Genomic DNA, 15,039 nt, shown 5'->3' on the forward strand with positions numbered 1-15,039 from the left:
AAATAAATCTTCTGTGCCAGCATATGGCGGAAATACTCCGCATATCGCGACACATCGCTGGATTTTGCACCGGCGAAATTGGTCACCGGCTGTTCCGTAAAGAACACGCTGAGCAGCGAGCCAATCTGATTGACCGTGGTTCCCGCATGATACGTTTCTTCCAGCTTGCGCAGCTGATTGGCCAGCCAAGCCGTATTTTTTTCAATCTTCGTATAGACTTCCGGATGCTCATTGAGATAAGTCAGCTGCGTAATGCCCGCTGCCATTGCCACCGGATTGCCGGACAGGGTACCCGCCTGATAGATCGGTCCGGTCGGCGCAACCTGTTCCATCAGCTCGCGGCTGCCCGCAAAGGCACCGACCGGCATACCGCCGCCGATAATCTTGCCAAAGGTCACAAGATCTGCCTTGACGCCAAAGTACTCCTGTGCGCCGCCGCGCGCCAGACGGAAGCCGGTGATGACTTCATCAAAAATCAGCAGGGCATGATATTCGTCACACAGTGCCCGCAAGCCCTGCAAAAAGCCCTCTGCGGGCGGTACAACGCCCATATTGGCAGCTACCGGCTCTACAATGACTGCCGCTACTTGTTCCTTGTTGGCTTGGAGCAGACGCTCTACGCTGTCCAAATCATTGTATGTCGCCGTCAGCGTGTCCCCTGCCACTGCCGCCGGAACACCGGCAGAGTCCGGTCTGCCGCCGGTAAGTGCACCGGAGCCAGCCTTGACGAGCATGGCGTCCGAATGGCCGTGATAGCAGCCCTCGAACTTGATGATTTTATCTTTTCCGGTTGCACCGCGGGCAACACGAACCGCACTCATGACCGCTTCTGTGCCGGAATTCACCATGCGAACCATTTCAATATTCGGCACCATCGAGACAACCAGATTCGCCAAATCCGTCTCGCGCTCGGTCGGCGCGCCAAAGCTCAAACCGTTCTTCATGGTCTGCTCTACTGCGCGAAGCACCTGCGAGTTGGCATGTCCCAAAATCATCGGGCCCCAAGAGCCAACGTAATCAATATATTCTACGCCATCCACATCTGTGATATATGCGCCCTTTGCGGACTGAATAAAGCGCGGTGTCATGCCAACGGCGCGATACGCGCGCACCGGACTGTTGACGCCGCCCGGCATCACCTTTTGTGCCTGTTCAAACAGCTTTTCTGAGGTATCCATCAGCCAATATCTCCCTTCTTCATTGCCTGCGCCAATTCCTTGGCATAGTAGGTAATCAAAATTTCCGCACCGGCACGGTAAATGCTCAGGGCAGACTCACACATAATGCGGTACTCATCTACGAAATTTGCCGCCGCTGCCGCCTTAATCATGGCGTATTCGCCGCTGACAGAATAAGCGGCAAGCGGCACATCAAAGCGTTCCTTTGCCTTGACAATGACATCCAGATAGCTGAGCGCAGGCTTGACCATAATGATGTCTGCCCCCTCCTGAATATCCAGCTGGCATTCCAGCATAGCTTCGCGGCTGTTGTGCGGATCCATCTGATACGATTTTCTGTCACCAAACGACGGCGCAGAGCCTGCGGCATCGCGGAACGGGCCATAAAATGCCGAAGCATACTTCGCCGAGTACGCCATGATCGGGATATTGATAAAGCCGTTGTCATCAAGAATCTTGCGAATGGCAGCGACACGGCCATCCATCATGTCAGACGGTGCAACCATATCCGCACCAGCCTGTGCATGAGACAGCGCAATCTTTGCCAAGCATTCCAGCGTCTTATCGTTGTCCACATAATGATCGCACAGAATGCCGCAGTGACCATGCGAAGTGTATTCACACATGCAGACATCGGTAATCACATAAAAATCCGGATACTTTGCCTTGATGGCACGGATTGCCTGCTGGACAATGCCATCTTCTGCCCAAGCGCCGGAACCGATTTCATCCTTATGTGCCGGAAGGCCGAACAAAATGACCTTTTCCACACCGGCTTCGATACATTCCTCAATGGCCTCGCAGATGCGATCCGGAGACCACTGGAACTGACCCGGCAGAGATTCAATCGGATTTTTGATGTTTTCGCCCTCAATCGCAAAAATCGGATAAATCAGGCTGGACGGAGACATGCGGGTCTCTCGCATCATTGAGCGAAGCGTTGGGCTGGTGCGCAGTCTGCGCGGACGATTGATTAAATTCATAGTTGTTGTTCCTCCAAAAGTCGAGACAGCATGGCGTCGATGGTTGCGCTCTTTGCTGTAATGGTTTGCATACCGGCGGATTTTGCCGCCTGTTCCGTCATCTTACCGATGCACAGGGCGCGGAATCCGGAAAAATCCGTGCCCTCCGGCAGACTGGCTGTAAAGCCCTGCACCGTCGATGCACTGGTAAAGGTGACATACTGAATGTCACCAGCAGCCAGCTGCTGTGCCATAGCATCGCTGTTTTCGTTGTGATACAAAGTCTCATAAATCGGCACATCGTCAAATGGAATACACGCCTCTCCCAGCTGTACCGGCAGTTCCGGAGAGCCTTGTGCCGCGCGCAGCAGCAAAACGCGGTCTCCCTCACCGACCAGACGGACAAGTCCCTCTGCAAGATGCACCGAATCGTAAATCGCCGGAATATAGTCTGCCCGCAGTCCATGCGCTTTGAGTGCTTTGGCGGTGGCAGAGCCGATGACAGCGAGCTTCATATGCGCCAGATTGCGCATATCCATATCCGCCGCATCCAGTAACTGTACCAGCGTTTCCACACCGGTTGGACTGGTGAGCACCAGCCAGCTGTATTGGTCAATAGACGCGAGAGCTTCGACAACCGGCATATTTGGCCAAATGATCTTGGTCTCAATACACGGATAGGAAATCACCTGTGCGCCGAGCTTGCGCAGCTTCTCGGTCAGAGTACCTGCCCGATTTTTCGGCCGCGTCACGACAACCGTAACGCCGTGCAGCGGCGTATGACTGAACCAATCAAACGAATCGGACAGTGCACAAACTGCACCGACAACCAAAATGGCCGGACTAATGATATGCTCCTCCTGCATCCGCTGCGCCAGCGTGCCGACAGTCGCCACCAGCTTTCGCTGGTTGGGCAGTGTACCGCGCTCAATCATCGCCGCAGGCATATCTTGCGACATACCCGCCTGCATGAGTCCCGCCAAAATCATTGGCGTGCTGCTGACACTCATCAAGAACACCAGCGTTCCCTTATGCCGAACCAGAGCCTCAAAATCCAACTGCAGCTCACCGTCCTGCTTGGCGTGGCCGGTGATAATATGCACCGAGGAAGTAAAATCCCGATGTGTGACCGGAATGCCCGCATATGCCGGGACAGACAGCGCACTGGTCACGCCCGGCACCACTTCAAACGGAATATTGTGCTGCTGGAGCAGCTCCAGCTCTTCGCCGCCGCGTCCAAATACAAAGCAGTCTCCGCCCTTGAGGCGCACGACCCGTTTGCCTTCCTGTGCTTTTTCCAGCAAAATCTCATTGATGCGCCATTGCGGCACCGGATGACAATGGCTCTTTTTGCCGACATCAATCTGTTCGGCAGAATCCGGCATCAGCGCGAGAATCTCCGGCCCGACCAGCCGGTCATAGACCACGACTTCTGCGTCCAAAATCGCCTGTCTGCCTTTGACGGTGAGCAGACCCGGATCTCCCGGTCCCGCGCCGACCAGTGTTACCTTACCCATACGCCTTTCCTTTCATCTCTTGCGCCAACTGTGCGGCACATACTTCCGCCTGTGTTCTCGGACAGGTAATAGTTTTTCGCTGGGAATACGTCCGATCTTCCGATACATACAGTCCCGTCAAGCGCATGGTATCCGCATCAAGAAGCTGGGCAAACGCCGCAACCGGAGATGAGCATCCGCCGTCCAGCGCACGAATAAACGCGCGTTCTGCCAGAGCACAGTCCCAAGCATCTGTATCATGAAAGCCTGCTAGACAGGCTGTGTCAAAGTCTTTTCTCGTCTGCACAGCGAGCACACCCTGACACGCCGAAGGAATCAGTTCTTCCGGTGTAAACACGCGGTAAATGCGGTCATCCAATCCCAAGCGATGCAATCCTGCCTGTGCGAGAATCAGCGCGCCATATTCGCCGCTGTCCAGCTTGCGCAGACGCGTCTGAATATTGCCGCGCACCGGCTTGACGGTGATATGCGGATACAGTGCCTGTATCTGCACCGTGCGCCGCGCGGAAGCGCAGCCGACCGGCTTGGTCTGATCCCATTCCGTGCAGCCCTCCGGCAGCACCAAGACGTCATACGGTGTCTCGCGGCTGGATACCGCCGCCAGCGGCAGATCCGGATGCAGCTGTGCCGGAAGATCTTTCATGGAATGTACCGTGAGATCAACCTCTCCCGCCAACAGGGCGCGATCCAGTTCCTTGACAAACAGTCCTTTTCCACCCACCTTGTCCAGTGTTCGGTCTAAAATTTTATCTCCTGTGGTCTTCATTGTGACCAATTCTATCTGAATCGAGGGATCACAGGCGCGAATGGCTTGGATAACCAATTCACTTTGAATGACAGCGAGTTTGGATTCTCGGCTGCCCACGCGAATGATTCGGCTCATTCCTGTTCCTCCTTGAGTATTGCTTCTATTTTTTTCGCCGTGCGCGCGGTCTTTTTGTGGTCGCTGCCGTCAGACACCAAGCCGACAGACAGCCCATTTCCCGTGCGAACCGCGGGAAAGAAAAACGAGCAGGCATTGCGGTCATCTGCCGTGCTGACAAAAATATGTTCCCGCTGGCACAGCGCATAAATGTCATGATTGAGTCCGTGTTGATTCGTCGCAGCTGTGACCAAAAAAGCACCGTGTATATCATCCGGCTGAAATTCCCGCTTGATGTGCACGGCACCGGCGGGAGCTTCGCCCTCTGGCGCAACAATCACGACATCAGCACCATAGCGCAGCAAAACTTCGGCGCGGTGCGCGCCAATCCTGCCGCAGCCCACAACCACACATCGTCTGCCGGTCAAATCGACAAACAACGGAAAGCGCGGCGGCTTTTTTCCAAGCAGCAAATCGCGCACGGCGTCCGGCGTCATGCCATCCTCCTGCGGTCGGTCAATGAGCAGCACGCGGCAGCCGCACTGCTCTGCCGCTTCCAGCTTTTCCGGCAGACCGCCCGCCGCGCCGGTATCCTTGGTGACCAGCCACTTGGCGCCGCTGGCGTGAATCAGCGCGATATTCATTTCCGTAGAAAACGGTCCCTGCATCAAAATCAAATGCGCCGACGGAAAGCCAAGCTGCTGACAAATTTCCAGCGATTTGGTCGCTGGCAGCACGCGCGGCCACAGACGCTCCTGATACTCCGGCACAGCGGTAAAACAGGACAGCTCTTTGCTGCCGACCGTCAGCAGTACGTTGCCTTCGGTTTGAGACAGATACTGTGCTGCCGCCTCGGCAGACGGCACATGCACGGTACCTTCCGCCTGCGTCTTGGGACGCAGCAAACGAATATATCGGCACGATACCTGCGCACATGCCGCACGGATATTCTTGCTCACTTCCACGGCATATGGATGTGTCGCATCGATAACAATCTCTGCGCCGTGCAAAAATTCCGTCATCTGCTCGGTTGTCATGCGTCCGGTATGCACCGTGATGCCAGACAATTCCGGCATGACCTCTTTTCCGTATTCCGTTGCCACACAGACTTCCGCCTGCAAGCCCGCCTGTGCCAGCTGCTGGCACAGCGTCTTTCCTTCACTGGTGCCGGAAAAAATCACCCGTCTCATTTGTTCTCATATCCTCTCGGCGTCACGAGTTTGCCATGAATCACACGGGTCTGGCTGTTGCCGATAAAGACCGTGGTAAACATATCAACCTTGGTGTCACGCAGCTGTGCCAACGTATAAATTTCTCCCTGTTCGCCATCACGTCCAATGTTGCGCACTGTGCCGCACGGGGTCTCCGGCGACTTGCTCCGAAGCATAATATCGCAGGCTTTTTGCAGGTAATCCGCCCGCTTGCGGCTGGACGGATTGTACAGACAAATGCAAAAATCCGCCTGTGAGGCAAGATCCAATCGCTTGACAATAGTCTCCCACGGTGTCAGCAAATCGCTCAGGCTGATAACTGCAAAATCATGGATGAGCGGTGCGCCGAGTACCGCCGCGCCGCCGCAGGCAGCCGTGATGCCCGGAATCACTTCAATGTCAAGTTCCGGATGCTGCTCACACACCTGATACATCAGCCCTGCCATGCCGTATACACCGGCATCACCGGAACAAATCATAGACACGGTCTTGCCGGACAGAGCGGCATCCCGCGCCAGATTACAGCGGTCAATCTCCTTTTTCATCGGGGTCTGCAAGATTTCTTTGTCTCCGATGAGTGGGCGTACCAGGTCAATATATGTCGTATATCCTGCGATAATATCGCTGTTTTCCATCGCCTGACGGGCGCGCGGGGTCATCTGATCTGCGCCGCCCGGTCCGATTCCAATTACATAAAGTTTCATATGATGCTCCTATCCCGCAGCTGCGGTGCTTTGCGCAAAATAGCCTCTCGACAGGCATCCAGCGCCGCATCCGTCAGCTCCTTCTGCATTCCGGTCAGCAGCCAGTGTACGGCTTTATCTGCCGCCAGACGCGCCGCGGTTTCCATTTTCTCTGCGGTCTCCTCATCCTCCGTTTCCGTCAAAACGGAAAAATCATAATCTCCCGCAATGCGTTCCGCCAGCAAAACGCTCAGCTCTTCCATGCGCGGCAGCGCACGGCGATAGGTTTTCCAGCGGTCAAATTCCTGCATCTGCTCCTCAATGATGTCCTCTACCTGTTGTCTATCCTCTGTGTTGACATGAGCATCGCGTCCGCCCATGCTGTCCATATCGAAAAAGGTACAGACACCGGTCATATGGCGAATCGCGGGATCTATATCGCGCGGCATAGACAAATCACAGACGACATAGGGAATCTGTTCCATGTCCTCTAAATCAGCTCTTGTCACCGTGTAATGCGGGCTGGTCGTCGCGCTGAGCAAAATATCACACTGCGGAATCAGAGACATGCGTTCGTCATACGCAATGGTGCGGCAGCCCGCCGGTACGATGGTCTGTCCGTGGCGATACGAGCGCAGGGTCACGGTCACCTGACATCCTTTCGCCGCCAGCAGAGACGACGCCAGCCGTCCCATCTCGCCATTGCCAATGACCAGAGCACGTGTGCCGCTGAGGCTGCCCAGCTTCTCTTCGATGAGCGCGACTGCCTGTCCGGCAACCGATAGCGGCGCCGCGGACAGGCGTACCTGCGTGCGGCTCTTTTTTCCCGCCGTGGCAGCCAGCCGGAACAGCTGGCTGAGTGCCGCATCCGTCGTCTGTGCGTCATGCGCGATGGCATACGCCCGCTTGACCTGAGACACGATCTGATCTTCTCCTAAAATCTGCGAGCACAGGCCGCACGAGACGCGCATGAGATGCCGCTCGGCATCACGTCCGCGGCGCACCGTGAACAGCTGCTCTGCACCCTGTACCTGTGCCGCCTGACACAGCAGTGCGTCCGGCTGCAAATCCTCTTCGCCGCTCAAGTACAGCTCTGTCCGGTTACAAGTGGACAGCAAAACACAGCCCTCCGCACCGGATGACTGTGCAATTGTTTGGCACAGGTGCTCTACCTGACTGCCGGTAAAGGAAAATGCCTCTCGCTTGTCCATATTGGCGTTTTCCCAGTCAATTCCTGCCATGCAGATACTCAAAATTCCGCCCTCCACTCTTTTTCATAAATCGAAATCGTCATGCCGTCCTGTGCTGTCTTGGCAAGCAGACAGCGGCCGTTTTCCGATGCCTTTGCCGCCGCACGCTGGCATACATTATCGGTTCCTGTGATTTTGCGCACAAACGCCGATGGCGGAAACGTTCCTGCCACCTGTTCCAGCTCCTGCGCACAGAAAAAATGCACAGGAACCCGCCATGCCTGCGCCAGCTCCAATACCGCCGGTTCTTCCTTCTTTAAATCAATCGAAGAGACCGAAGCAATGGCCTGCGGCGCAATGCGAAGCTCTTGCAAGATGCTATTCGCCCACGTCCGCAGAGCGCGCGGGTCGGTCTGCCTTTTACATCCCACACCGATATGGACAATGCGCGGCACGAGCTGAACGGTGTGCGCAAACGGCATCTGTTCCGGCTCTCGTATCGAAAGCAAAATACCATTGTCTTGCGGTGCATGTATCTGCACGCCATCGGGCAGTGTGCCGCGAATCGGAAAATCACTGTGCAGGCCTACCTGCTCTCCACGCAGCAGCGCGCCGGAAATATGCTTGATTTCCCGCACGTCTTTGACGCTGCAAGCATGTTGGACGCCCCAGCTATCCACGGCGAATACGCCGCGTCCATCTGTTGCCGTCGTGATGACCGGAACCGCTTGCAGGGTTTGTGCCAATCGCTGTGCCCATGCATTTGCACCGCCGATGTGACCGGACAACAGAGAGATGACAAATCGTCCATTCTCATCAATCACGAGAACAGCAGGGTCTTCGTCTTTGCTGCGCACAAACGGCGCAATCGCGCGCACGGCAATTCCCGTCGCCCCGATAAACACCAGCAGATCTGCCTGTGTCATGGCTTCTTCAGCAAATGCACGCACTGAGGCATACGGCAAAAAGCCGTCTGCTTTTGCGTACTGCTGTACCAAATGGTCCGGCAAAGACGCCGCAAGTGTCTGGCTCAATGCTCGCCCGCGGTCGGTAAAGGAAATGATGCGGACAATCACTGGCTCGCCTCGCGGCAGCCATGCGCAAACGTCGGGTCATACAGCTTGGAACGCTCATACTGATCGCCCAAAAAGCCTCCGACAGTAATGAGTGCCGTCTTGTGAATGCCATTTTCTTTGGCGGTCTGCTCCAGCCCTGCAATGGTCGTGCGAAATACCCGCTCATCCGGCCATGTCGCTTTATAGACGATTGCCGCCGGTGTCTCCGGCGCATAGCCGCCCGCAATCAGCTCCTCTGCCAGCTTGCCCAGCATTCCCGATGACAAAAACAATACCATGGTGCTGCCATGGGATGCCAGCTTGCGAATAGATTCCCGCTCCGGTACCGGCGTTCTGCCCGCCATGCGGCTCAAAATGACCGTCTGGCTGACATTGGGCAGCGTATACTCCGCGTGCAGCGCTGCTGCTGCGCCGCAGAACGAAGATACACCCGGACAAACCGCATATTCTATGCCCTGTTCGTCCAATATATCCATCTGTTCCCGAATTGCGCCGTAAATCGACGGATCGCCGGTATGCAGGCGCACCACCAGTTTTCCCGCCTGTGCCGCCGGAATCATGACATCCATGACTTGCTCCAGCGTCATCGAAGCACTGTCATAGATCTGACAGCCCGCCTTTGTCCGCGCCAAATGCGCCGGATTGACCAGCGAACCGGCATACACCACGACATCCGCCTGTTCCAGCAGCTTCGCGCCGCGCACGGTAATCAAATCTTCTGCGCCGGGACCCGCTCCTACAAACTGAATCATCCTTGTCTCTCCTTCTCTCTTCGCGCCGCGATACACGCCTGCGCGCCGTCTGACTGCATTAATATGCCATATTGATTGGTAAAAATCACATATTCGATGCCAATCTGCTTGCCGGTCTTGCCGCAGACACGGTGCACGAGATGCGATTGTATTTTCTGTGAAATCGACTGCAAAACCGGCTTGTCCAACTGGATAGCCTGCAAAATGTCCAGACAAGCGTCTACTGTGACCGCTGCCATCAGCTTTTGAATGGTCTCTACTCCTGCGCCGCACAGCGCGGCGTGCGAAGCAAAAATTTCCTGTCTGGCATCGGCATACGCAGAATGCGTCTGAAACACACCTGCTGCCAATTTGATGAGCTTGCCCGCATGTCCGACGAGCAGAATATTGGAAAAGCCGCGATATACCGCATAATCCAGCGCTTCCCCGATAAAATTCGAGCACTTGACGCCGCGGGTAATATCTAATCCCAATGTATCGCGAGCAAAGTCCTCGCCGTAATTGCCGGGACACAGTAGCAGCTCCCGCTGTCCGTCCGCATACCGGCTGTTCATGTCAATATGAATCGTATCAATCAGCGCCTGCTCGCTCATCGGCTCGACAATACCGCTTGTTCCCAGCACAGACAAGCCGCCGACAATACCCAGCTTGGGATTAAACGTCCGCGCGCCCAGCTCTTTTCCCTCCGGAATCGAGATGACAACGGAAAATCCGCCGGTGTAGCCGTATTTCTGTGCAATGTCGCGCACGGCACGGGTAATCTGCTCGCGCGGCCCCGGATTGATCGCCGCTGTGCCGACCGGCTGTGCCAAGCCGGGTCTTGTGACGCGTCCGACACCCTCTCCGCCGTCTATGACAACGCCCACCGCGGTCTTTTGCACATCGGCGTAAATCAAAATGCCATGCGTAATATCCGGGTCATCTCCGGCATCCTTGCGCACGGCACAGCGCACCTGTTCCGGCGTACGTGTCATGTCTTCAATATCCAACGTCAGCGCGATGCCCTTGGGTGTCATGAGCTGCATCTGCCGCACCGGCTGTCCGCTGAGCAGGGCTTCTGCGGCCGCCTTTGCCGCGCCCGCCGCACAGCTGCCGGTCGTATAACCGAGTGCCAGCTTTTTCTGATTTTTTACGACATACTGTTTCATGCCTGATTCATCCGTGCCTCTGCCAGCTCGGTCAGCTTGGCAAAGTCTTCTAAGCTCAGCTTTTCGCCTCGAATGCGGGCATCAAAGCCGCAGTCCGTGATGAGCTGCACAATACCTGCCTTGCCCAGAGAAGCACCCAGCACGCCATTCAGTGCATTGGCCAGTGTCTTTCTGCGCTGACCAAATGCCGCCTTAATCAAGGTAAACAATAACTTTTCATTGCTGACCTGTACCGGCGGCTGCTTGCGCGGCACAAGACGAACAACCGCAGAATCTACTTTCGGCTGCGGCACAAAGCAATCGCGCGGCACATCGAACAAAATCTCTGCCTGCGCATAATAGGCAATATAAATAGAGAATGCGCTGTAATCCGAGCTGCCCGCCGACGCGCAAATGCGTTCTGCGACTTCCTTCTGTACCATGACGGTGATAGCAGAAAACGCCTTGGATTCCAGCATCGCTGTGATAGCCGGTGTCGTGATATAGTACGGCAGATTGGCGCAGGCATACACCGGCTTCTCTCCGAACTTTTCCTGACAAATGCCTGCCAAATCGCACTTGAGCACATCGCCCTGTACAATTTCGACATTGCTGCAGTGCGCCAGTGTCTCCTCTAAGACCGGAAACAGCGCACGATCCAGCTCAATTGAGCACACCTGGCTCGCCCGCTTGGACAGCTGCTCGGTCAGGCAGCCCATACCTGGGCCGACTTCCAGCGCACAGCTGGTTTCATCCACGCCGCAGCTCTCGGCAATGCGCGCCGGAACCCACGCCTCGGTCAAAAAGTTCTGTCCCAGCGACTTAGAAAAACGAAAGCCATGCCGTCCCAGCACAGCGCGTATTGTATCAATATTACAAAGATCCATGAAGCACCTTATCTCTTTCTCAAAAACTAAACATGCATAATCAGAATATAATCAGTTGTATTATACACTGTTTGCGAATAGCTTGCAATCGGGTTTATTCAGGTTGTCAATCGTGCCGAAGAAATGCAAAAAGTCCCGACCTGATTTCAGGTCGGGACTCTCAGTCTCTTTTTTGGGGTGTTAGCCCAGAACGTGTACGGTAACGCTGCGACGTCCAAAGCTATTGCACTGGGACTCGCTGTTCATGTACAGGTCAATGCGGTTGCCCTTGATTGCTCCGCCGGTATCTGCTGCTACTGCATAGCCGTAGCCTTCGATATACAGGCGGGTGCCCAGCGGGATGACGCGCGGATCAACTGCCACGCGGCCAACTGCTGCTGCCATACCGCTTGCTGTGGTGCCGCCGCCAGAATATGCCGTTGCCTGCATGGTGATGGTGCGGGAAGAGCTAACTGCTGCGCTGGATGCGCTGCTGGAGGAAGAAGAGGAGGAAGTCGAAGATGTGGTGACTACCGGCTCCTTGGTGCCGTTCTCAACGATCTTGTTGACCGGCTGCTCCAGAACCTGGGAACCTGTCTGTACAACAGATACCTGTACGCCGTCGTGATAGGTGTACTCCAGAGTAATCTCTTCCTTGCCGTTGACGCCTTCCTGTGCTACGCGGCTCTTGCCCTTTTCCAGCTCGCTGGTCTCACGGGTCTCGGTCGAGTAAGCAATGTCCTTGGTCTCGGTCGTGGTCTTGGTGGTGACGCGGGTGACCTTAATGGCGGTTGCCTCGGTCAGCTCGGTATCCTGTGCCGGTTCCACGATGTCGTTCTCGCCGACGGTTACGCCAGCCTGACGCAGCAGATCAGAAACACGGGCATCGCCGGTGTGAATGGTCTTGGTCTTGCCGTCTGCGGTTACGGTGACATCGTACTTTGCCTTGACAGAAACGGTGTAGCCGTTCTCGTCCTCTACAACAGAGGTGATGTTGTACTCGCCAGCGTCAAAAGAAGACTGACGCAGGGCGGTCTCTGCATCGCTCTCGTGCAGAATAACGGTATCGGTATTGGTACCGTCAGTGACGGTGTAGGTATCCATGCCAACTGCGATAACCGGGAAGGTCATGCTCGTGGTCAGAACCAGAGCCGCCAGCGGAATGGCACGACGCTTCAGGTGCACGCGGGTTACCGTATGATGAAATGTTTTAACTGTATGAAGAAAACTCATAAGACTCCTTTCGTCTCGCCATGTACGTAAATCTCGCGTATATGGTATCCGCCTCGCGTGCTGCGTCAGCGGATGAAAATTACAACTCAAATGCATTTTGATTACATTTCGGTTACAGCACTTAATTTACGAGCATTCTAGCGCAGATATTCTTGGAAGTCAAGGTTTTTCCGAACTTTTTTGCCACTCTTTACAATTTGTTCACAATTCATTCATATTTCATTTGGCAACATAGATAAAATCGTTTTTGAATTCTTGCTTTTTATTGTGCACATTTGAATTTCTCGCATTTATTTATATTTTCGATTTTCTTCGCCTAGTTTCACTTTTATTTTTGTATTTTACCAATTGTTCACTGGCTTTTTTTGCGATTGCGTGTACAATAAAAAGAGAGAGTTTTTTGTATTGAGAAGGGAGGATTCTGTATGCCGAATCTACTGACCACTTCCACCCTGCCCGATGTCGTGTATCACTATTGCAGCGTGGATACCTTTTATCAAATCATCACCAACCACACGCTGCGTCTGTCCGACATCGAAAAGAGCAACGACTTCATGGAGAAAAAATGGGCGATCCGGCAGTGCTTGGAGCACATCAAAAATAACCTGACCAATCCCGCCTATTCGTGCAGCAAACATCCGGAGCTTGCCGCCGAGCTGCTCGCCGGTATGGAGCAGCAATTCCAGCGATACAACACCATGATTCTCGCCGCCTGCTTCTCTTCCGAGCGAGACTTGCTCAGCCAGTGGCGCGGATACGGCGACAACGGCTACGGCGTATGCATCGGCGTCTCTTCCGGCACAGAATTTGCACCGGCGTTCCGCCGCGCCCAGCGGTATCTCGGGCTCAAAGGCAGTGCCCGCGACTTGCCGGACGGCTTGTTGTTTCACAACATTCAGTACTCCACCAAAAACATCGAGTCCATCTGTATGCGCATGTTCTGCATCCACATGCAATGGCTGCCGCTGCGCGTCTCCATCGAAATGGCAGCTGCCGAGTTGGTCCGCATGATGTATCCGGTTCTGCCGTTCTTTAAATCCAAAGCGTTTTCCGAAGAAGCGGAATGGCGCTGCGTGTACTATCCGCCGCTCCCCGCTCCGCCGTATGAAAACGAAACCTTCGATGAAGGTGCTTTCGATGAACAGCTCATGCAGCAAATTACCGAACAACAACTCGATCACTTCCGTATGCTGCCCATCAATTACCGCTTGCGCGAGAAAAATCTGGTGCCATACCGCGATATGTCCTTCGGTACCCCCAGTCAATCCTTTATTCGCAGCGTGACGATTGGCCCGAAATGTCCGCTCGACCGAGAAACCGTCAAGTTGTTTTTGGAACGCTATCGAATTCCGATTGATATGAGAGATATTTATCTGTCCGATGTTTCGTATCGGTAACTATATTCTTACATATATATAATGTATTCTATTACAAGTCAATCTCTAACAGCACAGGACAATGGTCGCTGCCCAGTACATCCGTCAAAATCTCTGCCTTTTGAATCTTATCCTTGATGCGGTCTGAAACCAAGAAATAGTCAATACGCCAGCCCGCGTTTTTCTCTCTCGCATGGAAACGATAAGACCACCAACTATATATGCCTTCTCGCTCCGGATACAGATACCGGAAGCTGTCCGTAAAGCCGGACTCCAGCAGCTCTGTCATTTTTGCCCGTTCTTCATCGGAGAAGCCCGCATTTTTTCGATTGGTTTTCGGATTTTTCAAATCAATTTCTTCGTGTGCAACGTTCAAGTCACCGCAGATAATCACCGGCTTGAGCGCATCCAGTTCTTTCACGTAATCGCGGAAATCATCTTCCCACTGCATCCGATAATCCAGTCGCTTCAGCTCACTCTGCGAATTGGGCGTATAACAGGTGACAAGATAAAAGTTCTCATACTCCGCTGTAATGATGCGTCCTTCGTGGTCATGTGTATCCAATCCCATGCCGCAGACAACCTCTATCGGCTTTTGGCGGGTAAACAGCGCAGTACCGCTGTATCCCTTCTTTTCTGCACTGTACCAATATTCATCATAGCCCTCACAGGCAACTTGTGCCTGCCCCGGCTGCATTTTGGTCTCCTGTAAGCAGAACATATCAGCATTTACTGTATCAAATACGTCCTGAAAGCCCTTGCCTAAGCAGGCTCTCAGGCCGTTTACATTCCATGAAACTAATCTCATGGTTCGATTTCCTCCCTTGCCTTAGACTGCTGTCATTGTAGCATAGAAGAAGATAAAGCACAATTCTTTTCACGAGGTGACCCATATGTACTCCAAAAACAAAGGCACGAAGCCGCAGCTTGCGGTCTCGTGCCTTTTTTCTTATTCCTCTGGCTTTTTCCAGATTGGTTCCTGATAGAAGCAGGTGCGATTGCCGGT

General features: G+C 54.2%; 14 protein-coding genes. 1 reads left to right on the forward strand and 13 read right to left on the reverse strand.

All coding sequences use genetic code 11. From position 1 onward, the window contains the following. The 12 genes from hemL to ACR0P9_RS01800 form a co-directional block, all read right to left on the reverse strand. A partial coding sequence (gene hemL, locus ACR0P9_RS01745) for a glutamate-1-semialdehyde 2,1-aminomutase (RefSeq protein WP_432617128.1) occupies positions 1–1,178 on the reverse strand: 1,178 nt, incomplete at its 3' end. Further along, positions 1,178–2,161, reverse strand: a complete 984-nt coding sequence (gene hemB / locus ACR0P9_RS01750; protein ID WP_432617129.1) for a porphobilinogen synthase — start codon at positions 2,159–2,161, stop codon at positions 1,178–1,180. The genes hemL and hemB, both read right to left, overlap by 1 nt. Then, entirely contained in the window at positions 2,158–3,657 is a 1,500-nt protein-coding gene (cobA, locus tag ACR0P9_RS01755) for a uroporphyrinogen-III C-methyltransferase (RefSeq protein WP_432617130.1), read from the reverse strand. The genes hemB and cobA overlap by 4 nt, the downstream gene beginning before the upstream one ends. Beyond that, positions 3,650–4,540 (reverse strand): hydroxymethylbilane synthase, encoded by an 891-nt coding sequence (hemC, locus tag ACR0P9_RS01760; RefSeq protein ID WP_432617131.1) that lies wholly within the window; start codon positions 4,538–4,540, stop codon positions 3,650–3,652. The genes cobA and hemC overlap by 8 nt, the downstream gene beginning before the upstream one ends. Then, positions 4,537–5,709 (reverse strand): precorrin-6A reductase, encoded by a 1,173-nt coding sequence (cobK, locus tag ACR0P9_RS01765; RefSeq protein WP_432617132.1) that lies wholly within the window; start codon positions 5,707–5,709, stop codon positions 4,537–4,539. Before cobK ends, hemC begins: the two co-directional genes overlap by 4 nt. After that, positions 5,706–6,434 carry a precorrin-3B C(17)-methyltransferase gene (cobJ, locus tag ACR0P9_RS01770; protein ID WP_432617133.1) on the reverse strand — a complete coding sequence of 243 codons (729 nt, stop codon included), beginning with the start codon at positions 6,432–6,434 and terminating at the stop codon, positions 5,706–5,708. Before cobJ ends, cobK begins: the two co-directional genes overlap by 4 nt. Further along, a complete protein-coding gene (hemA, locus tag ACR0P9_RS01775; RefSeq protein WP_432617134.1) occupies positions 6,431–7,666 on the reverse strand; it encodes a glutamyl-tRNA reductase in 1,236 nt (411 codons plus the stop codon). The genes cobJ and hemA overlap by 4 nt, the downstream gene beginning before the upstream one ends. Beyond that, positions 7,663–8,679, reverse strand: a complete 1,017-nt coding sequence (locus tag ACR0P9_RS01780; RefSeq protein ID WP_432617135.1) for a cobalt-precorrin 5A hydrolase — start codon at positions 8,677–8,679, stop codon at positions 7,663–7,665. Before ACR0P9_RS01780 ends, hemA begins: the two co-directional genes overlap by 4 nt. Then, complete coding sequence (gene cobM, locus ACR0P9_RS01785) at positions 8,676–9,431, reverse strand: precorrin-4 C(11)-methyltransferase (RefSeq protein ID WP_432617136.1); 756 nt, start codon at positions 9,429–9,431, stop codon at positions 8,676–8,678. The genes ACR0P9_RS01780 and cobM overlap by 4 nt, the downstream gene beginning before the upstream one ends. Next, complete coding sequence (gene cbiD / locus ACR0P9_RS01790) at positions 9,428–10,579, reverse strand: cobalt-precorrin-5B (C(1))-methyltransferase CbiD (protein ID WP_432617137.1); 1,152 nt, start codon at positions 10,577–10,579, stop codon at positions 9,428–9,430. Before cbiD ends, cobM begins: the two co-directional genes overlap by 4 nt. Further along, the gene (gene rsmA, locus ACR0P9_RS01795; protein ID WP_432617138.1) at positions 10,576–11,445 is read right to left on the reverse strand and encodes a 16S rRNA (adenine(1518)-N(6)/adenine(1519)-N(6))-dimethyltransferase RsmA; all 870 of its coding nucleotides are present in this window, start codon (positions 11,443–11,445) and stop codon (positions 10,576–10,578) included. Before rsmA ends, cbiD begins: the two co-directional genes overlap by 4 nt. A 180-nt stretch (positions 11,446–11,625) precedes the next feature. Beyond that, positions 11,626–12,657, reverse strand: coding sequence for a 3D domain-containing protein (locus ACR0P9_RS01800; RefSeq protein WP_432617139.1), 1,032 nt, complete (start codon positions 12,655–12,657; stop codon positions 11,626–11,628). 425 nt (positions 12,658–13,082) lie between these two features. On the opposite strand from ACR0P9_RS01800, the gene ACR0P9_RS01805 reads away from it, so the two are divergent. Beyond that, a complete protein-coding gene (locus ACR0P9_RS01805; protein WP_432617140.1) occupies positions 13,083–14,054 on the forward strand; it encodes a DUF2971 domain-containing protein in 972 nt (323 codons plus the stop codon). Positions 14,055–14,085: 31 nt separating this feature from the next. On the opposite strand, the gene ACR0P9_RS01810 is transcribed toward ACR0P9_RS01805, so the two are convergent. Further along, positions 14,086–14,841, reverse strand: a complete 756-nt coding sequence (locus tag ACR0P9_RS01810) for an exodeoxyribonuclease III (protein ID WP_432617141.1) — start codon at positions 14,839–14,841, stop codon at positions 14,086–14,088. Positions 14,842–15,039: the final 198 nt, after the last annotated feature.

The organism is Butyricicoccus sp. (assembly GCF_050872565.1).
Lineage (GTDB): Bacteria > Bacillota > Clostridia > Oscillospirales > Butyricicoccaceae > Butyricicoccus_A.

Bases quoted from the DNA above. Each gene is read 5' to 3' on its own strand.
- hemB (WP_432617129.1), bottom strand. From the start codon at position 2,161: ATGAATTTAATCAATCGTCCGCGCAGACTGCGCACCAGCCCAACGCTT.
- cobA (WP_432617130.1), bottom strand. From the start codon at position 3,657: ATGGGTAAGGTAACACTGGTCGGCGCGGGACCGGGAGATCCGGGTCTG.
- hemC (WP_432617131.1), bottom strand. From the start codon at position 4,540: ATGAGCCGAATCATTCGCGTGGGCAGCCGAGAATCCAAACTCGCTGTC.
- cobK (WP_432617132.1), bottom strand. From the start codon at position 5,709: ATGAGACGGGTGATTTTTTCCGGCACCAGTGAAGGAAAGACGCTGTGC.
- cobJ (WP_432617133.1), bottom strand. From the start codon at position 6,434: ATGAAACTTTATGTAATTGGAATCGGACCGGGCGGCGCAGATCAGATG.
- cobM (WP_432617136.1), bottom strand. From the start codon at position 9,431: ATGATTCAGTTTGTAGGAGCGGGTCCCGGCGCAGAAGATTTGATTACC.
- cbiD (WP_432617137.1), bottom strand. From the start codon at position 10,579: ATGAAACAGTATGTCGTAAAAAATCAGAAAAAGCTGGCACTCGGTTAT.
- rsmA (WP_432617138.1), bottom strand. From the start codon at position 11,445: ATGGATCTTTGTAATATTGATACAATACGCGCTGTGCTGGGACGGCAT.
- ACR0P9_RS01800 (WP_432617139.1), bottom strand. From the start codon at position 12,657: ATGAGTTTTCTTCATACAGTTAAAACATTTCATCATACGGTAACCCGC.
- ACR0P9_RS01805 (WP_432617140.1), top strand. From the start codon at position 13,083: ATGCCGAATCTACTGACCACTTCCACCCTGCCCGATGTCGTGTATCAC.
- ACR0P9_RS01810 (WP_432617141.1), bottom strand. From the start codon at position 14,841: ATGAGATTAGTTTCATGGAATGTAAACGGCCTGAGAGCCTGCTTAGGC.